Raw genomic sequence first — 20,518 nt, 5'->3', positions numbered from 1 at the left:
AACCGCAGCATGCCGGGGAATTTGTTTATGGAGGTTTCCTTTCGGATTTAGCTTTCTGCTTTGTTGTCGTTTTCCAGATTTTCTTCTTCCGAATCTCTAAGCATTGATTTGTGGTGTTTCAATACTTCCGCATCAATGTAGAATACAGTTTCTTCGGCGAGGTTGTTGATGTGGTCACCCGCACGTTCCAGTTTGCGGAAGATGCCTGCAATTTCCAGACACAACTTGATATCTTCGGGATGTTCGTTGGCGTATGCCGCCAGTGTATCGATGGCGTTTTTGTTCAAGATATCCAATGTTTCGTCTTTGTCGAAGATGGATTTTGCAAGTCCGATGTCCTGTTTCTGCAAAGCATCGTATGTGGTGCTGAGCATGTGCAATACCATATCGAACATGTCTTCCAGCTGGAGTTCGGCAAACAGTGCCTTGTTTTCCGGTTTCAAATCGGTGCGGATGACAAAGCGTGCGATGCTGTCGGCATAGTCGCCGATGCGTTCCAGGTTGGTATTGATTTTCAGCATGGCAAGTGCAAAGCGCAAGTCTACAGCTACGGGATTGTACAATGCGATGAAATCTTCGATGTCACTGTCGATACGCAATTCGAATGCATTGACACGTTTTTCGCGTAATATTACTTTATCGGCAAGTTCCATATTGACTTCCAATACAGATTTATAGGCATTGTTCAGTTGTTGGTAAACCAACTGCCACATATCGTTTACTTCTGTCTTGATGTTGAGAAGTTCGTTTTCTACAAATTTTACCATGTCTGTATAATTAATAGTGAATAGTTAATGATTGACAATTAATAGTTGACAATTTATCCGAAGCGTCCGGTAATGTAATTCTGGGTAGCTTCTTTATCGGGGCTGGTAAAGATTTTCTTGGTTTCGCCGTATTCTACCATTTCGCCCATATAGAAGAAAGCAGTCTTGTTACTTACGCGGGCAGCCTGTTGCATGCTGTGGGTTACGATGACTACAGTAGTCTGTGAGCTCAGTTCGCAAATCAGTTCTTCAATCTTTGCAGTAGAAATGGGGTCGAGGGCAGATGCCGGTTCGTCCATCAGCAATACCGAAGGTTCTACTGCCATGGCACGTGCGATGCACAGACGCTGCTGTTGTCCTCCGGAGAGATCGTAGGCAGAAGCCTTCAACTTGTCTTTCACTTCGTTCCACAAGGCTGCGCCTTTCAATGCTGTTTCCACCCGTTCGGTAATGAATTCCTTGTCTTTGATGCCATTGACGCGTAACCCGTAAGCTACATTTTCAAAGATACTTTTCGGGAACGGGTTGGGACGTTGGAATACCATACCCACGTTTTTGCGTAAGATGTCTACATTGATCGACGGTTCGTAGATGTTCCGTCCGTCAATACAGATTTCTCCAGTCAACCGGGTTCCCGGAATCAAATCGTTCATGCGGTTGAACAAGCGCAGGAAGGTTGATTTACCACATCCGGAAGGACCGATAAAGGCAACCACTTCATTGTTTGGAATCGTGATATTGATATTCTTCAGCGCATGAAAGTCGCCGTAATAGAAATCTACGTTTTTAGCTTCAATCTTATTCATACAGATGACGATTATGGTTTATTTGGATTTTAATTTGTTTTCAAAATATTTTCGGATGTTGTTGGCAAGCAAGTTCATAATCAGTACGATGACAATCAGAACAAATGCTGTGCCATAGGCGATAGGCGTTTGTGCCTCAATGTCGGTGCCGCTGGTAGCGATGACATACAGGTGATACGGCAACGCCATACATTGGTCGAAGATGCTTTCGGGCAGCTTGGGCAAGAAATAGGCGGCACACGTAAAGAGGATAGGGGCGGTTTCGCCCGATACACGTCCCAATGAAAGTATCAGTCCGGTAATGATGCGGGGCATCGCCATAGGCAGCAATACTTTCCAGATGGTCTGTGCCTTGGTAGCGCCCAAAGCAAGGCTTCCTTCGCGATAACTGTTTGGGATGTCTTTGAAAGCTTCCTCAGTGGTACGGATGACAATCGGCAAGGCAAGCAAGCCTAACGTAAGCGAACCGGCTATGATACTGTCGCCAAAGTCGAGGTAATTGACAAAGAAAGCCATACCGAACAAGCCGAATACGATAGACGGGATGCCGGCAAGGTTGTTTGTCATTGTGCGGATGAAGTTTACCATTTTGCCTTTAGGGGCATATTCGTTCATATAAATGCCGCTCATCACACCTACAGGAAACGAGAATACGGCACTTCCTATCATCAGGTAAAACGTACCCACAATGGCAGGCAGGATTCCTCCTTTGGTCATACCGTCGGTAGGAGCCTGAGTGAGGAAGTCCCAATTGATGACACTGATGCCTTTTACGATGATAAATCCCAATATGTAGAACAATACTGCTGCAATGAAGTAGCTCAGTATGCGGAAGCAAGTGAACATTCCTTTCTGAATGCCTTTTTTGTGCTTCATGTAAGACGGATCGATTTCTACAGCCATACGTTATTTCTTGAATTTATTGCGCGAAGATACGATTTCTACGCAAGAGTTAATAATTAAAGTGATGAAAAACAGGATGACACCCAGCAGGAAAAGTGACTGGTAGTGTGCACCTCCGGCAGGCGCTTCACCCAATTCGGCTGCAATGGTTGCCGGGATGGTGCGCAATGGTTCCAGGATGCTATGAGGCATGACTGCTGCATTACCGGTTACCATCAATACCGCCATGGTTTCGCCGATGGCGCGTCCGATGCCCAATACAATGCCAGAGGTAATACCGGAAATAGAAAACGGGATTACGACTTTATAAATAGTCTGCCATTGTGTAGCTCCCAAGGCAAGGCTGGCTTCGCGCATGCTTCGCGGACAACTGCGCATGGCGTCTTCGCCTACGGTGATGATGGTCGGCAATGCCATGATGGCAAGTACCAGGCTGCCTGCCAACCCCGATTCACCTACAGGCAGGTTGAATGTCTGCTGGAGGAAAGGTACGATGACCGCCAGGCCAAAGAAACCGTAAACGACAGAAGGAATACCATTCAGTAATTCGATAATCGGCTTCAGGAATTTTCGGGTCTTTTCGTTTGCCACTTCGGCAAGATAAATGGAAATGGCAAGCCCGAAAGGCAAGGCGATGAGGATGGCGAAAAAGCTTACCCATAGCGTACCGCTAATCAATGGAAGGATACCGAAAATAGGGGAAGGAGTTGCGGTAGGGAACCATTCATTGCCTAATAAGACATCCTTTACGGGAATATCTTGGTTTTCGATGTAATGGATGTCTTTTTGTCCTTTCATCAATACATCGGGGACGTAAGCAACAATACCCGGAGTCTGGTGAACCTGTTCAGCAATCTTGTCGCCGGCATATTCATATTCCGCTCCTAATTCCGCTTCTGTATAATGCTTGTCGAGGTCTTCCAGACGGAACACGGTAATGGGCATGTCTTTGCCTCCCACTTCTTTCCAGTTGGTGATTTCCTCATCGAAAATGTTTTTGATTTGTTGTGCGCTGAGTCGTTTTACATCGTTTTCCTTGTTCAGTGCCAGCACGTATCCGTCTTCTACGATGGGATTGTTGAAGAGGCCTACTGCTTCTTTGAACAAGAAGCCGATAATCAGCAGGATTACCACACTGGTGGTGAATCCGCTCACGGTAAGCACATACCGTGCGATGTTATCAATCAATCTTTTCATATTTCTATATACCTTATTTATATATACCTGTTACGTGTTGTGGTTAACGAGGAATGAAGCCCAAATCCAATGTTTTGGCTTGCCCTTCTTTCGAGGTGGTGAAATTGAGGAATGGCATGACATTCTTTTCGTTTTGCTTGTCGTAATAGTAATACAACGGACGGACAATGGGATATTCTTTTCGCGTCGCGCTTTCTACCGAGGGATAGACGTAGTGTTTGCCTTGGTCGTAGGATACGGCAATAGCTTTCACATAAGGATTCAAGTAAGCCAATCCTACATAGCCGATAGCGCCTTTGGTCTGGCGTACTGATTGGATGATAGCACCTGTGGCAGGCATAGAGAGCACGCTGCTCATATAGTTTTTGTTGTGTAATACACTTTCTTTGAAGAATTCGTATGTACCCGAAGACGTTTCGCGCGAGTAGACTACGATGCGGGCATCTTCACCTCCCACTTCTTTCCAGTTGGTGATTTTGCCCCGGAAGATGCCTTCCAATTGTTCGCGGGTAAGTTGTTTAACCGGATTTTGAGGATTGACAATAACAGCCAGTGCATCGTATGCCACGATATATTCGCAGGGCTCGTGCTTCGACTGTTTCATTTTCATTTTCTCGCTGAACTTTATTTTTCGGGATGCCATTGCCAAGTCGGTTGTTCCGTCAAGTAATGCCGAGATTCCTACACCGCTACCGCCTCCGGTGACAGTAACTGTAGCAGAGGGATTTTGATTCATGTACATTTCCGATAGTTCCTGAGTAAGAGGAAGTACGGTATCGCTTCCCTTGATGCGTTGTGCCATCAGTATGCCAGGAAGACACATACAGCACGCTCCTAAGAAAAAAGAAACACATTTCTTCATACGCCGTTAATATCCAGTTTTTTGATTCTAAAATTTAACGGCTCAAAGGTACAACGAATTCTCCGAAAGGGGTGTTACAAAAATATTACATATCTGAGGCATTCCAGCTAAATTTGAAGTAATGGGAAAGACCGATGCTCTTTTTGTCAATCATTGTCTTTAAATAACTGGACCTTTACTCCAAACGATATTCGTAATATGTCTTTCATTTTCAGACTGCTGTTGGTTGCTTTGCTGATGATGTACAATTCGCAACTGCTTATTTCGTAAAACATGGCAACGTGTTTTACAATGCTGTTTTTCAAATTAAAGTTCATCCGTTGTCCGATAAAAATGTATGGGCGCATCTTGGTACTGAAATTGTAGTAGCCGTTGGGATAGCGTCCTGGTTCTTTTTTCCAGAATTCCTCTCCGGCAATGGTCGTTACATACAGTCCGCAATAGAAAGGCTCTAGTGCCCAGTGCTTGTCGAAACTCATGCTCCAAGGGATATAGCTTTGTTTTACGGTAAAGGTCAGTCTGAACTTGTCGGCATATTTGCCCGGCAGGAAACCTACTAGAAAATCGCTTTCCCACTGGCGGCGTTTGCCATAATCCCATCCTATCCCGACTGCTGAAACTCCCATGCCTCCGGCGTATTGGAATTTTACGTGAGTAGGACGTAACCGCTCCCAGCCTTCATAACGCTGGTGAACCCGTTTGTCCCATTTCCGGGGAGATGGCAAACTGGTTGAGTCGGAGGGACTTCCAAGGGTGGTGATGGGCAACAATGGAAGGAGCAATAGGGCAATCAGGTTAAAAAGCAATTGTTTCATATTGGTAAGTGTCAGGAGTGAAAGTAAAACGGAGTAGCGTACGTTTTTTGATGGAAGGGGCTGTATAATATAACACATCGTCATCGAATAGTTCTTCTACAGAAAGGCTATGCGTGTGCCCTGCCAGACAGAGCTGGAGCGAAGGATAGGTTTTCAGGTAGTGTTGGAAAACGAGGGCGATATTGTTGTTGAACTGTTCGGTATAAGGTGCCGCGTGCATGGCAGCAACGGTGCGGGTACAGCTTCCGGGCAGTTGGTTGCGGTCGTTTTCCATAAAGGCAAGGTCAGGTATTGCTTCGGTATAGTCGAACTCCAAAGCATTGGTGTTAAGACATACGAAATGTGTGTTTCCTGCCTCGAAAGTGAAGTTCTCGTCACCGAATATGAGCCGGTACACGTCCTGTCCTGTAGCAAGGCAATCGTGGTTGCCCAGCAGGCATACGTATGGTACGTTCAGTTTGTTCAGTATGTTACGTTGTAATTCAAATTCTAGTTTCAATCCGAAGTCGGAGAGGTCGCCTGTATGTATCACGAAGTCTACACTGTCCAGCCGGTTGATGGCAGCTACGGCATCTTCTGTTTCATCGTACCAGCGTTGCGTGTCGCTGATGAATACGAAAGAGAACGAATCTTTTCCTTGTAATGCACTTTCAATGCGTTCGATGTTTTTGGCATTGATGCCTGTTTCACCATCAATGTCCAGATCGTATGGATGATATTCTATCATTTCGCATCCACTCAGCCAACAGGCAGAGAAAAGGGATATGCAACTCATAAAGAGGCTTGTGTAAAACTTTTTTCCGGTAATTTTGCGCATAAAATGTGTCTCTTTTATGTATGGGTTGCAAAGTTTGTCATAAAAAGCCAATTGTACAATATTGATTTTTCGGGAATATTGTTCCAATCGTTGTTTTTTGTCAACGGACATTTACGAACTTGTAAACTGTATGGCTTGTAAAGGTCTCGTCCGGATGCAACGTCGTTGAGGGGAACTGAGGATTGTTGGGGCTGTCTTGGAAATGACACGTTTCGAAACAGACAGCACCACGGAAAGGATAATAAATGTTGTTTTTCCCTTTTACTTTTCCTTTCAGTCCGTTTCCGGTATAGATATGGATGGCTGGTTCGGTGGTATAGATTTCCATTTTCCGTCCGCTCTTCTCGTCGTAAATCCAGGCTGCTACATGTGTGTCATTTCCCGGATGGTTCAAAGCCCAGGCATGGTCGTATCCGTTCACTACATTCAGTTGTCCGTAGTCGTCGTTAATATGGTCGGCAAGTTTGTGGGGGATTCTGAAATCAAGTGGGGTAGAAGCAACAGGCCATAATTCTCCTGTGACACATTTGTTCCGGTCGTATGCGCTGAAATAGTCGGCATCTACCCACATGGTTTGGTTTTCTACACTTTGATTCAGGTTGCCCGATATATTAAAGAAGGAGTGATTGCATAGGTTGAGTACGGTGGTCTTGTCGGTCGTTGCCTCGTAACGGATGTCCAATGCGTTGTCTTCGGTCAGGGTATAGGTAACTGAAATATGCAGATTGCCTGGAAATCCGTTTTCACCGTCGGGTGAGAGATAATGTAACGTAACGGATGAAGGAGATACGTGTGTGGCTTTCCACATCCGCGCTCCGAAGTTGGGATTTCCTCCATGGGCGGTATGTCCCAGGGAGTGGTTGGCTTGGAGGTGGTAGGTTTTCCCCTCCAATGTATATTGTGCGTTTAGGATGCGGCCGATATATCTGCCCACAGTGGCTCCGTAGTTTTGCGACTGGCTGATGTAATCTTCGATATTGGAAAAGCCGCATACTATGTCTTCCAGTTTTCCGTTTTTATCGGGTACCATGAGTGACACTACGCGTGCGCCGTAATTGGTGATGCATGCTTCTATGCCTTTCGAGTTGGTTATCTTGTATAAGCTCGTTTTTTGTCCTTCTACTTTTTGCAGGAAAGCTTTAGGCTGCAGGCCTGATGCGGTGGTAAACCTGTGACTGCTGCACGAAGTGGTGAGTACCAGCAGTCCGATGCTTACTATGTGAGATAGATTGGTTAGTTTCATATGCAATGTTTGTTCTATCGGCAAAGATAGTTTTTTCTTGTCAATTTGTGGGCTTGTCGGGGAATAAAATCATTGGTCCCCGGTCGGTTTGAAAATCACTATTTTTAGGTATTTCTTATTTTGGTGTTTTGTCTTTACTTTGTATCATCAAATCACAAACACAAATAGAAATGAAAAAAACAGGAGTATTTTATGGTTCTACGACCGGTACCACGGAAGCGATAGCCGGTCGGATAGCAGAGAAGTTAGGTATTGCATCAGCTGATGTACACGATGTGAGCAAGATGAGTGCTGATATGGTGAATGCTTACGAAGCTTTGATTTTAGGTACATCTACATGGGGTGATGGTGAATTGCAGGACGACTGGTATGATGGCATCAGGGTGCTGAAAGGTATGGACTTGAAAGGGAAAACCATCGCATTGTTTGGGTGCGGTGATTCCGAATCGTATGGTGATACTTTCTGCGACGGCATGGGAGTGCTTTACGAAGACTTGAAAGACAGTGGGTGCCGTTTTGTGGGTGCCGTGTCCGACAGCGATTATACCTATTCTTCTTCGATTTCGGTAATTGACGGTAAATTCGTAGGACTTGCCATTGATGATGTGAACGAAAGTGACAAGACAGACGAACGCATTACGGTCTGGACTGATATGCTAAAGTCTGATTTGGCATAGTTCTTTGTTTATCGGCTGATGGGTGATAGTTGAAGAACCGGCGGTTGACAATTGCCATACAAGGTTATTCATGTTCATTTGTCATTCTTCGGATTATTGCTTATCAGCTTAGAAATTGTTTTGAAAACGAATACATCAAGATGAGAAAAAAACTTCTGTAGAAATTCAAAACAGCTTCTTACTCTCCTTAATTATTTATTTCCGTTTTCCTCAATCATCAACTACAATCATTCACTGATTATGGAATTGAACCCTGCTGACATCAAAGTGTTTTTGAATCACATTTATGAATTCAAGAAAGGAGTACGCCGTATGGTGCTGTATACGACCAACAAGAAATACGAGTCTTTTGCGGTCAAGCGTCTGGAGAACCAGCATATCAAATTCATCGTGTTACCGGTCGATGACGAGCGTATCAATTTGTTTTTCGGTTGTGACGAATGTATCGAGGCCATCCGTCTGTTGGTCAACCGGCCGTTGAACAGGTTGACACCGGAAGAAGACTTCATTTTAGGAGCAATGTTGGGATATGATATCTGTGTGCAATGCAAGCGATATTGTGACCGGAAGATGCGGCATCTTGTTTCGTGACCGTGTATCCATGCAGGCAGTTGTGCAAGGTGGCAGGGAGGAATCTGTACGTTTTTGTTCGCTGGGTAAGTGGCTTCCTGAATAGTAAAACAAGTGTGGAGATTGTGCCTTCTTTTTTTGGAAAAGCATATTTATACCTGAAATCTGCATTCAATATTGAATCTTTTCATTAGTTTTGCATGGTCTTAACAAAAACAAGTAAAGATGGAAGATTCATTTTCAAGGAATGCATATGTAGGGAATGGTCGGAAGAACAGTCTGATAAACCAGAAGATGATTTGCCGCATTTTAGGGCTTCTGTTGTTTATCGAAGGTGTGATGCTGATGGTGGGTGCTGCCGTTGCGCTTTTCTATCACGAATCCGATTACATTTATTTCGTTTATTCTACGCTGATAACGGTAGGAGCGGGAGGAGTGTTGGTTTTCTTGGGACGCAATGCCGAAAACAGGCTGACGCGTCGTGACGGCTATTGCATCGTTGCCTTCACATGGATATTATTTTCAGCTTTCGGGATGCTTCCTTTTTATATCAGTGGGGCAATACCCTCGATTCCTGATGCTTTCTTCGAGATTGTTTCCGGATTTACGACGACTGGAGCCACGATTCTTGACAATATCGAGTCGCTTTCGCATGGCATCCTGTTCTGGCGTTGTTTCTCGCACTGGATAGGCGGTTTGGGAATTGTGTTCTTCACCATAGCCGTGTTGCCGATATTCGGTGTGGGGAATCAGGTGCTTTTCTCTGCCGAGGCTACGGGAGTGACGCACGACAAGATTCATCCTAAAGTGAGCATCATGGCGAAATGGTTGTGGACGGTGTATCTGATATTGACCGTTTCGGAAACCTTGCTGTTGGTTTGGGGAGGCATGGGATGGTTTGATGCCATTTGCCATTCGTTCTCTACGACGGCCACGGGTGGTTTTTCCACCAAGCAGTCGAGTGTGGCTTATTGGAATTCGCCTTTCATCGAGTATGTCATCGCTATCTTTATGATGCTTTCCTCGCTTAACTTTTCATTGTATTTCATGTGCTTGAAAGGGAAGTTCCGCCATCTGCTGAAAGACGATGAAGTGAAGGGCTTTCTGATTTCTGTATTTACGGTGACTTTATTCATCACCGTTGCGCTTATCATCAATAATCATTATGATGTGGAGAAAGCTTTCCGAAAGGCGCTTTTCCAAGTTGTTACGGTGCATAGTTCTACCGGTTTTACCACAGATGATTACAATTTCTGGCCTCCATTCACATGGATGCTTATCATGTATGCTACAATCGTAGGTGGTTGTACCGGTTCTACCAGTGGCGGCATTAAAGTGATGCGCTTGCTCATCCTTTTGCGTAATGCGAAGAACGAATTGGCACGTCTTATTCATCCGCGTGCTGTATTTCCGGTAAAAATAAATCGCCAGACAGTCGACCCGTTGACTATTTCAGCGGTAACGACTTTTACGTTATTATTCTTGATATGCGGTTTTGTAGGTTGGGTTCTTTTGATGATGATGGGGGTAGGATTGACAGACGCTTTTGGAACGGTGTTTTCCAGTATGGGGAATGCTGGTGTGGCTTTGGGGAATTATGGACCGGCATTTTCATGGAGCGGACTTCCTGACGGTGCCAAGTGGGTGCTTTCTTTTCTGATGTTGTTGGGCCGTTTGGAACTGTATGCTATCTTGTTGATGTTTGTTCCGAGTTTCTGGCATAACCGTTGAATTATATAAGGTAAGTAGATGTTGAGAATTAGTTTATATAATGTGTCGGTTCAGAAAATCTGTGTTTCTGGTAATATCATTTAATTTTGTACACTTACTTATATGAAAATATTGATAGTAGAAGATGACCGCGATTTGCGGGAGATAACTACCCGTTCGTTGGAAAAAGAGCGGTATGTAGTGTCACAGGCTCCTGATTATCGTACTGCCTTGCAGAAAGTAGAGGATTATGATTACGATTGTATCCTGTTGGATATTATGTTGCCCGATGGAAATGGTCTGAATTTGTTGAAAGAACTTCATGATTTGGGTAAGCGTACCAATGTGATTATTCTTTCGGCTAAGGATTCGCTGGAAGATAAAGTGGCGGGACTTGATCTGGGGGCTGATGATTATTTGCCCAAGCCTTTCCATTTGGCCGAACTGCATGCTAGATTGAAAAGTCTGTTCCGGCGCAGCCAGCGTGAAGGGGAGCATAAGCTTCAGGTAGGGAATATCGAATTGTTCCCCGATTTGTTCCGCGTACAGATAGCAGGCAGGCAGGTAGAGCTGAATCGTAAGGAATATGACATTTTATATTATTTCATGTCACGTCCCGGTAGGTTGGTCAATAAGAATACGCTTGCCGAGTCGGTATGGGGGGATCATATTGACCAGGTTGACAATTTTGATTTCATTTATGCGCAAATCAAGAATCTCAGGAAACGTTTGAAAGATGCAGGGGCTACTCCCGAATTGAAGTCTGTTTACGGTTTTGGCTATAAATTTGTAGTAGAATGAAGTTATCCCATCTTGTCTTATGGCGTTTGTCACTGGCATTGATTGTTGTATTGTCTGTATGGGCAGGTCTGTTTTATATGGCGGTGATGGAAGAGGTAAACGATGAAGTCGATGATTCACTCGAAGATTATTCCGAGCAGTTAATCATCCGTGCCTTGCAGGGTGAAGAGATGCCTGCCGCCAATAATGGCTCGAATAACCAGTATTACTTATACGAAGTGAGTAAAGAGTATGCGCTTTCTTATCCGCAAATAACTTATCGTGATGAAATGGTATATATTACAGAGAAGAAAGAAGAAGAACCTGCCCGTGTGCTCATTACTATTTTCCGGGCATCGAACGATCGGTATATGGAACTGGTGGTCTATACGCCTACGATTGAAAAGATGGATCTTCAACGTGCTATAACAGGATGGATTATATTCTTGTACGTGTTATTGTTGCTGGTCATTCTGTTGATAACGATGTGGGTCTATTACCGGAACATGAAACCTTTGTATCGTTTGCTGGGTTGGTTGGACCGTTATCGTTTGGGGCATCCGAACGAGCCTTTAGACAATCGGACAACTATTACCGAGTTCGGCCGGCTGAACGAAGCGGTAACAGATTTTGCCGGGCGTAATGAAAAGCTTTTCGAACAGCAAAAACAGTTTATCGGGAACGCCTCACATGAGATGCAGACACCGCTTGCCATTTGTCGTAACCGCATTGAAATGCTGATGGAAGACGATGGATTGTCCGAACGTCAATTGGAGGAACTGGCAAAGACACATCGTATTTTGGAAAACCTTACCCGCATGAACCGTTCATTATTGCTTCTGTGTAAGATAGAAAACGGGCAATACATGGACAAACATCCGGTTTGCCTGGATGAAGTCCTGAAACATTACCTCTCCGACTATCAGGAAGTTTATGCTTATCGGAATATACACGTAGAGATGCAGGTTACGGCTTCTTTCTGTGTGGAAATCAATGACTCTTTGGCTTCGGTCTTGGTGACTAATTTATTGAAAAATGCTTTTGTGCATAATGTTGATGGCGGACTTATCCGGATTATTATCGACAGAAATGTTTTCTGTATCTGCAATACGGGAAACGAGCCTTTGGACGGTATCCGTATTTTCGAACGTTTCTATCAAGGGACCAAAAAAGAAGGGTCTACAGGCTTGGGGCTGGCTTTGGTCGACAGCATCTGCAAGACCAATCATCTGGCTATCCGATATTTTTATGAAAAAGAAATGCATTGTTTCGAGATTTCAAAATCTTTTCAGATTCCTTCTTCATCTTTGCAATGAAAACAAATGATAAATGTATTAACCATTAAAAGCAAATTTGATATGAAGAAGTGGATTTTATTATTGGTATGTGTGTTAGGTATTCAGGCAGTGGCATTGGCAGACAATGACAAACCCATTCAGATCGGGCAGTTGCCAACGAAAGCTCAGACTTTCATCACTACGTATTTCAAGAATCATAAGGTGGCTCTGGCCAAGATGGAGTCAGGGTTATTTTATAAGACATACGATGTGATTTTTACCAACGGTGAGAAACTGGAGTTTGACAAGTCGGGTGAATGGACCGAAATCAAATGTAAAATGTCTGCGGTGCCAGTACAGGCTATTCCTGCTGAAATCCGTTCGTATGTTTCGGCCAATTATCCTGAAGCGAAAATTCTGGAAATCGAACGTGACGGAAAAGAGTATGATGTGAAATTGTCCAACCGTTGGGAAATCACGTTTAACAACAAGTTTCAGGTGATTGATATAGACGATTGATTGGACGTAATGTATCTCCTGTAAGCTGATACTGTTTTACAAGCAGAGACACAAATATAAGGGAAATAACCTATATATTTGTGTCTCTGTATTTTTTATGGATGTCCGCCAACAATCAATACATACCCCTGAAAAATGAATATATACTGCATCCGCAGTTGAATATATACTGCATTCGCGGTTGAATATATACTGCATCCGCCTACGAATATATCTTCATCGGCAAATGCAGTACTACTGCGTTTTTAACCCCGTCGGATTGGCTGATGGCGGACATTCATATAAGCTCAAAATTATGAATTCATACTCATTAGGAATTCATCGTTGTCTTTGGTTTTTTCCAAGTGCTCTTTTACTGAATTCATTGCTTCGATCGGGTTCATGTCTGCAAGGAATTTGCGCAGAATCCACATACGGTCCAAAGTCGTTTTGTCAAGAAGCAAGTCGTCACGACGCGTACTTGATGCTGTCAGGTTGACTGCAGGGAAGATGCGTTTGTTGCTCAGGTTACGGTCAAGCTGAAGCTCCATATTACCTGTACCTTTGAATTCTTCAAAAATTACTTCGTCCATTTTCGAACCTGTATCAATCAGAGCCGTAGCGATGATGGTAAGCGAACCTCCTCCTTCGATGTTGCGGGCAGCTCCGAAGAAACGTTTCGGCTTGTGCAGTGCATTGGCGTCTACACCTCCCGATAATACTTTTCCCGATGCCGGAGAAACTGTATTATAAGCACGTGCCAGACGGGTGATAGAATCGAGGAAGATGACAACGTCGTGTCCGCATTCTACCATACGCTTTGCTTTTTCTAAAACGATACCTGCTATCTTCACGTGACGTTCTGCAGGTTCGTCAAATGTAGAAGCGATGACCTCGGCATTGACGCTGCGCGACATATCGGTTACCTCTTCCGGGCGCTCGTCTATCAGCAGCATAATCATGTATACTTCCGGATGGTTGGCTGCGATGGCATTGGCAATGTCTTTCATCAGGATTGTTTTACCGGTTTTAGGTTGTGCCACAATCAGTGCACGCTGTCCTTTTCCAATAGGGGTAAACAAGTCTACAATGCGTACCGACAGGTTGTCGTTGTTACTTGTGCAAAGTTTGAATTTTTCATCAGGAAACAGAGGAGTCAGGTGGTCGAACGGTACACGGTCACGTACCAGTTCTGGGGGCAGTCCATTGATTTTCGAGACTTTGACCAAGGGGAAATATTTTTCTCCTTCTTTGGGTGGGCGAATGGTTCCATCTACCACGTCACCCGTCTTTAGTCCGAAAAGTTTTATTTGTGATTGAGATACGTAAATGTCATCGGGTGAAGAGAGATAGTTGTAATCCGAAGAACGGAGGAAACCATATCCGTCGGGCATGATTTCCAATACGCCTGAGCCTTGCAGGATATCATCAAATTCATAAGGCTTTTCTACAGGTTTAATTGGTGCTGTTTCGGCAGCAATTGTAGCAGGCAGGTTTTCTGTTGTAGCCTGTGTCGCCTGGTTGGCAGTCGGGTTATTGGTGCGTCCGTTAGCTTGCCGGTTATTGTTGTTATGGCGTTGTTGGCGTTGTTGGAAACGGTTGTTTGTCGGTTTGTTATCTTTTTCAGTGATGACCGGTTGTTCCATTTTGGTAGCTTCAAACTTACCGAGCAATTCGGTAGGTAATTCTACTTTATCAGATGGAAGGTCTTCGATAGGAATAAAATCATCTACATTTGCCATATCCAGTTCCGGAAGTTCTGGTTCGTTTTCGGTTGCCGGAATTTGTTCGGCTGGAGTTTGAAAAAGTGTATTTTCATTCTTTTGGGCTTGTTCTTTTGCCAAAGTCGTTTTGTTTTTACTTCCAGGTTTTCTTCCCCGTTTGGCTTTGGGCTTTTCTTCCGGTGCAGGTGCCGGACTGCTTTCCTGTTCTGTCGCAACAGTTTCTGTCTCTACCAGATTATCTACTTTGAATAAAGGAGCCGGTGCCGGGAGTGGGGGAGTGTTTGCTTCTAGCTTTTGTGCCTTGTCTTTAGTGGCTGTATATACTTTGTCTCCTTCTTTTTTTACACTGATTCGTGAACGTTTGCGGGGTTGTCCTTCTTTCCGTTCCTCATTGGTCTTTGTAGCAGAAGCCTTTTGGGTAGCTCCTACAATAGCTTGTTCGTCTAAAATGCGATACACCAGTTCTTCTTTGGGTAAGGTACTGGTTTTTTTCAGTCCCAACTCTTTGGCAATCTGTTGCAATTCGGACAAATCTTTGTCGTTTAATTGAATAATGTTATACATAAGTATAGGTGTAATGAATTGTAATTGTGTAATTTTGTAAGCGTGCATTATTACGATGCGACCATCTGTTGTGGATGTGCGTCGTTAAAGATTGGACACTTATCAATAATTACGGATTTAATGATTAGTTTTTGATTCTTTGTTTGAAGTGAGTTTGCAAACTGTTTTCGTTTGTCTCACGTATTGACACTACAAAAGTAGGTATTTTTTTCAATATCCTATAGGTTTTCGTTAATTTTTTTTTGAATATTTCCTTTGATTGGCAGAAAAGTGCTAATTTAGCACTGAATTTTCAAGCGAGGTGGATAAGCTCCGGCTATTTCTTCGCTTGTTGTTTAGTAATAATTAAAAAAAACAATTGTAACAATGAAGAAAGTGATTTTTACAGAAAAGGCTCCTGCTGCCATTGGTCCTTACAGTCAGGCAATCGAAGCGAACGGAATGGTTTTTGTGTCCGGACAGTTACCGGTTGACCCGTCTACAGGAGAGTTTGCTCCTGGTGGTGTGGCAGAGCAAACTACCCAATCGTTCGAAAATATTAAGAACATTCTGGCAGAGGCAGGCCTGACCACGGCAAATATAGTGAAGACTACGGTGTTTTTGTCGGATATGGCATTGTTTGCCGAGATGAACGGTGTGTATGCCAAGTATTTTGAGGGAGATTTTCCGGCACGTTCGGCCGTAGCAGTGAAGGCATTGCCTAAAGGTGCATTGGTAGAAATCGAATGCATTGCGGTGCGATAAACTGATTGGTTCGCAGCACAGGTGCAGGCAGGTCTATGTCTTTGCAGCCTGTGAGGCGAATCTTTTTTGTATCTGATTATGAACTATCGGAATCTGTTGTCTCACGTGGAAAACAAATGGAAACTTGCCACATTTTTGCTGGCAGGAGTTATCGTGTTGGCCTCATTAGGGTATATTTACCGTTACGAACCTTTCCGTTCGGATTTCGAGATTACGGACGAGTTGGGCGGAAACATCTTTCCGGTGACGATACTTTCCACTGCCACAACGGATGCCGAACTTGTTCTTCCTTCTGATACCGGTTATATAGGCAATCCGAAGTCGTGCATCGGTATTCGTATCAAGAATATGCATCCGAACAGCAAGTTACACATCGAGGTGGAAGAAACCCCGTTTTTTTCCCGTTCGGTATCCGAGTTTGTGCTGCCCGAAGCACGGAAGGAATATTTGGTCTTTCCGGATATTATATGGAAATATGAAACGTTGCGCGAGCACACGCAGCCACTTCCGGTTACCGTGTCTGTTTCGGTCCGGCTGAACAATCACGAGCTGGGTAGCAATGTCCGTACGTTTTCCGTACGCAGTATTAATGAATGCCTGCTGGGGTATATGGACAGCAAGATGAAGTTTCATGATACCGGAAAGTTTTTTGCAGCCTATGTGAACGAAGACAATCCAAATATAGATGTGATATTGCGCGAAGCGTTGAACACGCGTATCGTCAATCGTTTCTGGGGTTATCAGAGCAAGAACAGCGATGTGGTCGACAAACAGGTGTATGCCCTGTGGTACGTATTGCAGAAAAGAGGATTCAAGTACAGTTCCATCAGCAATACCAGTCTTTCGTCGAACGTTGTGTTTTCGCAGCGTGTACGTACATTCGATGATGCGATGGCTTCGGCACAAATCAACTGTGTAGATGGAAGCGTGCTTTTTGCTTCCTTGCTGAAGGCTATCAACATCAATCCCATTCTGGTGCGTACCCCCAAACACATGTTTGTGGGTTACTATACAGACCGTATGCATCAGAATATCCATTTTCTGGAAACTTCGATGATAGGAGATGTCAACTTAGACGATTTTTTCCCAGAAGAGAAACTCGATTCTACCGTGGCAGGCAAGTCACAAGAAAGTATGTCACGTTTTGTATTCGAGAAATCGAAGGAATATGCTACTCGTATTTATAAGGAGAATGAAGCCTTGATACATTCGGGCAAGGTTAATTACATGTTTCTGGAAATAGACAAGGCTATCCGTGCCCAGATTCAACCAATAGGAAAATAATAACAAAGGAATAGATGGAAAAGAATAAAAGAACATATATCTCGCCGGGGGCATGGTTTTTACTGGAATACCCGTCCGATTGGCGCGAATTTGAAGATACAGAAGAAAGTTTCTTGTTTTATAATCCCGACAAGTGGACAGGTAATTTCCGCATATCTGCCTATCGGGGTGAAAGACGTGATTATGCAAAAGCTTGCATGGAAGACGAGCTGTCACATACACGGGGAGCAAAGTTGGTGCAGGTCGGACGCTGGAAATGTGTGTATCTGTCCGAAAGTTTCCAAGAGAACGGAACCTGGTACACATCACATTTCTGGATAACAGGGTTGGATGCCGTATCTATAGAATGTTCGTTTACGGTAGCAAAAGGGGAAAGCATCAGGGTAGGTGAGGAAATCATAGCTTCGCTTAAGGTACGGAAAGCAGATGAAAAGCCTTGGAAAGCGGTTATTCCGGTAAGAGTGCTCGAAATCAATACCATTAATGAAGCATACGACTGGGCTGTTTCTGCCATCAAAAAGCAGTTGGCGAAAGACTTTACTGGTACCGAGGCAGATATCAGCAATATTCAGAAAGTGATGGATAGCGGTCATTTCAAACCTGGCCAGCGTCAGGTGTGGGAGAGTTTTGGTATAGTTTTTGGTACCATTCTGGTAAATGAAATGGACGGCATGGACTGGGTAACGGTTATCGACGGGAAACTGGAATATCCTGCCTTGCGTTTTTCAGATACCAATGTAATGGTCTGTCCCACCAGACTTGTATGGGATAAGGTAAAGAATGGAGAAGTCTGCCGCTTAAAAGATGAATACTTACGTGTGCGCGGCGAGGTCGAAAAGGTACTTTCAATATAAAGATATGGTTGCTTATTTACAAGTAGAGAATTTGACCAAGTCATTCGGTGACTTGGTGTTATTCCGTCAGATTTCCTTTGGTATCGCGCAAGGGCAACGCGTCGGACTGATAGCCAAGAATGGAAGCGGTAAAACTACTTTGTTGAATATACTGGCAGGGAAAGAAGGGTACGACGAAGGGCAAGTTACTTACCGGCGCGATTTACGTGTGGGATACCTCGAACAAAGTCCGGTCTATCCTTCCGGACTGACTGTGCTGGAGGCTTGTTTTCATCGTGGAAATGCCGTAGTAGAACTTATCAAGGAGTATGAGGCTTGCATGGCTGCTCCGGGCAATCCTGGGCTTGATGTGCTTTTAGAACGGATGGAGCATGAAAAAGCATGGGATTATGAGCGGAAAGTGAAACAGATACTCTCGCAACTGAAAATCCGTGACTTCAGTCAGTTGGTAGGGAACCTCTCCGGCGGGCAACTGAAACGGGTAGCATTGGCGAATGTACTGATTACCGAGCCTGATTTGCTTATTTTGGATGAGCCTACCAACCATCTTGACCTGGATATGATAGAATGGTTGGAAGGATACTTGAACCGTTCCAAACTCAGTTTGCTGATGGTTACGCACGACCGCTATTTTCTTGACCGTGTGTGTGGTGAAATTATGGAGATAGATGGTCAGCAGCTGTATTCTTATAAAGGAAATTACAGCTATTACTTAGAGAAACGACAGCAGCGTGTCGATGCTGCCAATGCCGAAATAGCGCGTGCCAATAACTTATATCGCACAGAACTGGAGTGGATGCGCCGGATGCCGCAGGCACGTGGACACAAGGCACGCTATCGTGAGGAGGCTTTTTATGAGCTGGAAAAAGTGGCTAAGCAGCGTACTTATGATTCGAGTGTGAAGCTGGATGTGAAAGCCTCCTATATCGGTTCGAAGATTTTCGAGGCAGACCATTTGTGTAAACGTTATGGGGATATTACAATATTGGAAGACTTTTCATACATTTTTTCCCGTTACGAGAAGATGGGTATCATCGGGAACAACGGTACAGGAAAGTCCACCTTCATTAAAATACTGATGGGACTGGAAAAGCCCGACAGTGGAACGCTCGATATCGGTGAGACGGTCCGTTTCGGTTATTATTCGCAGGAAGGGTTGAAGTTTGACGAGCAGATGAAAGTAATCGATGTCATTACATCGGTAGCGGAAGTCATTGAGCTTGGGAATGGCAAGCGGCTTACGGCTTCGCAGTTCTTGCAGCATTTTCTTTTCCCGCCCGAAAAGCAGCACAGTTACGTATATAAGTTGAGTGGGGGAGAACGGCGCAGGCTGTATTTGTGCATGGTCTTGATGAAGAACCCCAATTTTCTGGTGCTCGACGAGCCGACGAACGATTTGGATATTGTTACGCTTCAGGTGCTGGAAGAATACTTGCAGAGTTTCAAGGGGTGTGTCATTGTTGTGAGTCACGACCGGTATTTTATGGATAAGGTAGTCGATCACTTGCTGGTGTTCAATGGTCAAGGTGATATCCGCGATTTCCCGGGAAACTATACAGATTATCGTAGTTGGAAGGCTGCAAAAGAAGTGTTCGAAAAAGAGAATGCTCCAAAGCCTAAAAAAGAGAACAAGCCACAGCGCGAACGTCCCGAAGGCAAACGCCGTATGACTTTCAAGGAGCGGAAAGAGTTCGAACAGTTGGAACAGGAGATTGCTGCTTTGGAAGAAGAAAAGAAAAACATCGAGGCTGCTTTGTGCAGTGGAACGCTGGGTGTGGACGAGTTGACCGAGAAGTCCAAACGTCTTCCCGTCCTCAACGATGAACTCGATGAAAAGAGTATGCGTTGGCTGGAGTTGAGTGAGATAGAGGGATAAAAACTATATCGAAAGAAATGCTTGAACCGTACCGGATGAGGGGAAACTCTCATGTACGGTTCTTAGACGGAGTTGCACTCCTAACTTGACGGTGGGACTCTGCCATGCACAGTAGAAGTGAAAACTTTAGCAACTTCACCGTATACAAATTTGTGAATGTTCGCTAATATTCCTATCTTTGAGGCATGAAGAGAAAAGAAAGATACATGGCGCATTTTGTAAACCCGTTTACGGATATCGGCTTCAAGATCATCTTCGGGCAACCTGCCAGCAAGGAACTGCTCATTACCTTGCTGAACGAGCTGCTTGCGGGGGAGCATCACATTGAAGACTTGACGTTCATCGATAAGGAAGACAATTCGGACAACGTAAACGACAGGGGAATCATCTTCGACCTGTATTGCCTGACTTCGAGTGGGGAATACATCATCGTGGAGATGCAGAACCGGTGGCACAGCAATTTCCTGGACCGTACGCTGTATTACGTGTGCCGTGCCATCAGCCGGTTGATAGAACGTCCCATAACGGATGAAGTGGAATTGCCGATCGG

The 20,518-nt window shown here is 44.4% G+C and carries 20 protein-coding genes; 11 read left to right on the top strand and 9 right to left on the bottom strand.

Features of this window, described 5'->3' with window-relative positions; translation table 11 throughout:
* Window positions 1–47 precede the first annotated feature (47 nt).
* The 8 genes from phoU to H9625_RS13490 all read right to left on the bottom strand — a co-directional run bounded on the left by phoU (window position 48) and on the right by H9625_RS13490 (window position 7,410).
* Entirely contained in the window at window positions 48–767 is a 720-nt protein-coding gene (gene phoU / locus H9625_RS13525) for a phosphate signaling complex protein PhoU (protein ID WP_013619502.1), read from the bottom strand.
* Window positions 768–820: 53 nt separating this feature from the next.
* Window positions 821–1,573, bottom strand: coding sequence for a phosphate ABC transporter ATP-binding protein PstB (gene pstB, locus H9625_RS13520; protein ID WP_087209736.1), 753 nt, complete (start codon window positions 1,571–1,573; stop codon window positions 821–823).
* Window positions 1,574–1,591: 18 nt separating this feature from the next.
* Window positions 1,592–2,476 carry a phosphate ABC transporter permease PstA gene (pstA, locus tag H9625_RS13515; protein ID WP_013619504.1) on the bottom strand — a complete coding sequence of 295 codons (885 nt, stop codon included), beginning with the start codon at window positions 2,474–2,476 and terminating at the stop codon, window positions 1,592–1,594.
* A gap of 3 nt (window positions 2,477–2,479) precedes the next feature.
* Window positions 2,480–3,673, bottom strand: coding sequence for a phosphate ABC transporter permease subunit PstC (pstC, locus tag H9625_RS13510; protein ID WP_013619505.1), 1,194 nt, complete (start codon window positions 3,671–3,673; stop codon window positions 2,480–2,482).
* Window positions 3,674–3,716: 43 nt separating this feature from the next.
* Window positions 3,717–4,496, bottom strand: coding sequence for a phosphate ABC transporter substrate-binding protein (locus H9625_RS13505; protein WP_041584124.1), 780 nt, complete (start codon window positions 4,494–4,496; stop codon window positions 3,717–3,719).
* 185 nt (window positions 4,497–4,681) lie between these two features.
* The gene (locus H9625_RS13500; protein ID WP_225226438.1) at window positions 4,682–5,350 is read right to left on the bottom strand and encodes a hypothetical protein; all 669 of its coding nucleotides are present in this window, start codon (window positions 5,348–5,350) and stop codon (window positions 4,682–4,684) included.
* Window positions 5,331–6,125, bottom strand: coding sequence for a metallophosphoesterase family protein (locus H9625_RS13495; protein WP_225226437.1), 795 nt, complete (start codon window positions 6,123–6,125; stop codon window positions 5,331–5,333). Before H9625_RS13495 ends, H9625_RS13500 begins: the two co-directional genes overlap by 20 nt.
* Before the next feature lie 142 nt (window positions 6,126–6,267).
* Window positions 6,268–7,410 carry an aldose epimerase family protein gene (locus H9625_RS13490; protein ID WP_022040278.1) on the bottom strand — a complete coding sequence of 381 codons (1,143 nt, stop codon included), beginning with the start codon at window positions 7,408–7,410 and terminating at the stop codon, window positions 6,268–6,270.
* A 170-nt stretch (window positions 7,411–7,580) separates the two neighbouring features.
* Between H9625_RS13490 and fldA the strand changes: the two genes are divergently transcribed.
* The 6 genes from fldA to H9625_RS13460 all read left to right on the top strand — a co-directional run bounded on the left by fldA (window position 7,581) and on the right by H9625_RS13460 (window position 12,943).
* Window positions 7,581–8,087, top strand: a complete 507-nt coding sequence (fldA, locus tag H9625_RS13485) for a flavodoxin FldA (RefSeq protein ID WP_191764829.1) — start codon at window positions 7,581–7,583, stop codon at window positions 8,085–8,087.
* Between the two features lie 240 nt (window positions 8,088–8,327).
* Window positions 8,328–8,678 carry a DUF2023 family protein gene (locus H9625_RS13480; protein ID WP_022040276.1) on the top strand — a complete coding sequence of 117 codons (351 nt, stop codon included), beginning with the start codon at window positions 8,328–8,330 and terminating at the stop codon, window positions 8,676–8,678.
* Window positions 8,679–8,882: 204 nt separating this feature from the next.
* A complete protein-coding gene (locus H9625_RS13475; RefSeq protein WP_022040275.1) occupies window positions 8,883–10,388 on the top strand; it encodes a TrkH family potassium uptake protein in 1,506 nt (501 codons plus the stop codon).
* 102 nt (window positions 10,389–10,490) lie between these two features.
* Window positions 10,491–11,168, top strand: a complete 678-nt coding sequence (locus H9625_RS13470; protein WP_022040274.1) for a response regulator transcription factor — start codon at window positions 10,491–10,493, stop codon at window positions 11,166–11,168.
* Window positions 11,165–12,463, top strand: coding sequence for a sensor histidine kinase (locus H9625_RS13465; RefSeq protein ID WP_191764827.1), 1,299 nt, complete (start codon window positions 11,165–11,167; stop codon window positions 12,461–12,463). The genes H9625_RS13470 and H9625_RS13465 overlap by 4 nt, the downstream gene beginning before the upstream one ends.
* Before the next feature lie 42 nt (window positions 12,464–12,505).
* Window positions 12,506–12,943 carry a PepSY-like domain-containing protein gene (locus H9625_RS13460; RefSeq protein ID WP_022040272.1) on the top strand — a complete coding sequence of 146 codons (438 nt, stop codon included), beginning with the start codon at window positions 12,506–12,508 and terminating at the stop codon, window positions 12,941–12,943.
* 293 nt (window positions 12,944–13,236) lie between these two features.
* On the opposite strand, the gene rho is transcribed toward H9625_RS13460, so the two are convergent.
* The gene (rho, locus tag H9625_RS13455) at window positions 13,237–15,210 is read right to left on the bottom strand and encodes a transcription termination factor Rho (protein ID WP_022040271.1); all 1,974 of its coding nucleotides are present in this window, start codon (window positions 15,208–15,210) and stop codon (window positions 13,237–13,239) included.
* A 366-nt stretch (window positions 15,211–15,576) separates the two neighbouring features.
* Between rho and H9625_RS13450 the strand changes: the two genes are divergently transcribed.
* From H9625_RS13450 to H9625_RS13430, 5 genes are all read left to right on the top strand, one after another.
* Window positions 15,577–15,954 (top strand): RidA family protein, encoded by a 378-nt coding sequence (locus H9625_RS13450; protein ID WP_022040270.1) that lies wholly within the window; start codon window positions 15,577–15,579, stop codon window positions 15,952–15,954.
* Window positions 15,955–16,032: 78 nt separating this feature from the next.
* Window positions 16,033–17,238 (top strand): hypothetical protein, encoded by a 1,206-nt coding sequence (locus H9625_RS13445; protein ID WP_022040269.1) that lies wholly within the window; start codon window positions 16,033–16,035, stop codon window positions 17,236–17,238.
* Between the two features lie 14 nt (window positions 17,239–17,252).
* On the top strand, window positions 17,253–18,092 hold the full coding sequence (locus tag H9625_RS13440) for a DUF3805 domain-containing protein (RefSeq protein WP_087209724.1): 840 nt from the start codon (window positions 17,253–17,255) through the stop codon (window positions 18,090–18,092).
* Between the two features lie 4 nt (window positions 18,093–18,096).
* Complete coding sequence (locus H9625_RS13435; protein WP_191764825.1) at window positions 18,097–19,968, top strand: ABC-F family ATP-binding cassette domain-containing protein; 1,872 nt, start codon at window positions 18,097–18,099, stop codon at window positions 19,966–19,968.
* 206 nt (window positions 19,969–20,174) lie between these two features.
* Window positions 20,175–20,518, top strand: a 344-nt coding sequence (locus H9625_RS13430) for a PD-(D/E)XK nuclease family transposase (RefSeq protein ID WP_191764823.1), incomplete at its 3' end; no start/stop codon positions are given.

This window comes from Phocaeicola intestinalis (assembly GCF_014837065.1).
In the GTDB taxonomy this organism is placed as follows: Bacteria; Bacteroidota; Bacteroidia; order Bacteroidales; family Bacteroidaceae; genus Phocaeicola; species Phocaeicola intestinalis.
Note: the sequence above shows the minus strand (reverse complement) of the source record. Positions and strands in the feature narration are given on the sequence as shown.

Excerpts from the sequence above, each read along its gene's own strand:
- phoU (WP_013619502.1), bottom strand. The coding sequence starts at position 767 with ATGGTAAAATTTGTAGAAAACGAACTTCTCAACATCAAGACAGAAGTA.
- pstB (WP_087209736.1), bottom strand. The coding sequence starts at position 1,573 with ATGAATAAGATTGAAGCTAAAAACGTAGATTTCTATTACGGCGACTTT.
- pstA (WP_013619504.1), bottom strand. The coding sequence starts at position 2,476 with ATGGCTGTAGAAATCGATCCGTCTTACATGAAGCACAAAAAAGGCATT.
- pstC (WP_013619505.1), bottom strand. The coding sequence starts at position 3,673 with ATGAAAAGATTGATTGATAACATCGCACGGTATGTGCTTACCGTGAGC.
- H9625_RS13505 (WP_041584124.1), bottom strand. The coding sequence starts at position 4,496 with ATGTGTCTTCCTGGCATACTGATGGCACAACGCATCAAGGGAAGCGAT.
- H9625_RS13500 (WP_225226438.1), bottom strand. The coding sequence starts at position 5,350 with ATGAAACAATTGCTTTTTAACCTGATTGCCCTATTGCTCCTTCCATTG.
- H9625_RS13495 (WP_225226437.1), bottom strand. The coding sequence starts at position 6,125 with ATGAGTTGCATATCCCTTTTCTCTGCCTGTTGGCTGAGTGGATGCGAA.
- H9625_RS13490 (WP_022040278.1), bottom strand. The coding sequence starts at position 7,410 with ATGAAACTAACCAATCTATCTCACATAGTAAGCATCGGACTGCTGGTA.
- fldA (WP_191764829.1), top strand. The coding sequence starts at position 7,581 with ATGAAAAAAACAGGAGTATTTTATGGTTCTACGACCGGTACCACGGAA.
- H9625_RS13480 (WP_022040276.1), top strand. The coding sequence starts at position 8,328 with ATGGAATTGAACCCTGCTGACATCAAAGTGTTTTTGAATCACATTTAT.
- H9625_RS13475 (WP_022040275.1), top strand. The coding sequence starts at position 8,883 with ATGGAAGATTCATTTTCAAGGAATGCATATGTAGGGAATGGTCGGAAG.
- H9625_RS13470 (WP_022040274.1), top strand. The coding sequence starts at position 10,491 with ATGAAAATATTGATAGTAGAAGATGACCGCGATTTGCGGGAGATAACT.
- H9625_RS13465 (WP_191764827.1), top strand. The coding sequence starts at position 11,165 with ATGAAGTTATCCCATCTTGTCTTATGGCGTTTGTCACTGGCATTGATT.
- H9625_RS13460 (WP_022040272.1), top strand. The coding sequence starts at position 12,506 with ATGAAGAAGTGGATTTTATTATTGGTATGTGTGTTAGGTATTCAGGCA.
- rho (WP_022040271.1), bottom strand. The coding sequence starts at position 15,210 with ATGTATAACATTATTCAATTAAACGACAAAGATTTGTCCGAATTGCAA.
- H9625_RS13450 (WP_022040270.1), top strand. The coding sequence starts at position 15,577 with ATGAAGAAAGTGATTTTTACAGAAAAGGCTCCTGCTGCCATTGGTCCT.
- H9625_RS13445 (WP_022040269.1), top strand. The coding sequence starts at position 16,033 with ATGAACTATCGGAATCTGTTGTCTCACGTGGAAAACAAATGGAAACTT.
- H9625_RS13440 (WP_087209724.1), top strand. The coding sequence starts at position 17,253 with ATGGAAAAGAATAAAAGAACATATATCTCGCCGGGGGCATGGTTTTTA.
- H9625_RS13435 (WP_191764825.1), top strand. The coding sequence starts at position 18,097 with ATGGTTGCTTATTTACAAGTAGAGAATTTGACCAAGTCATTCGGTGAC.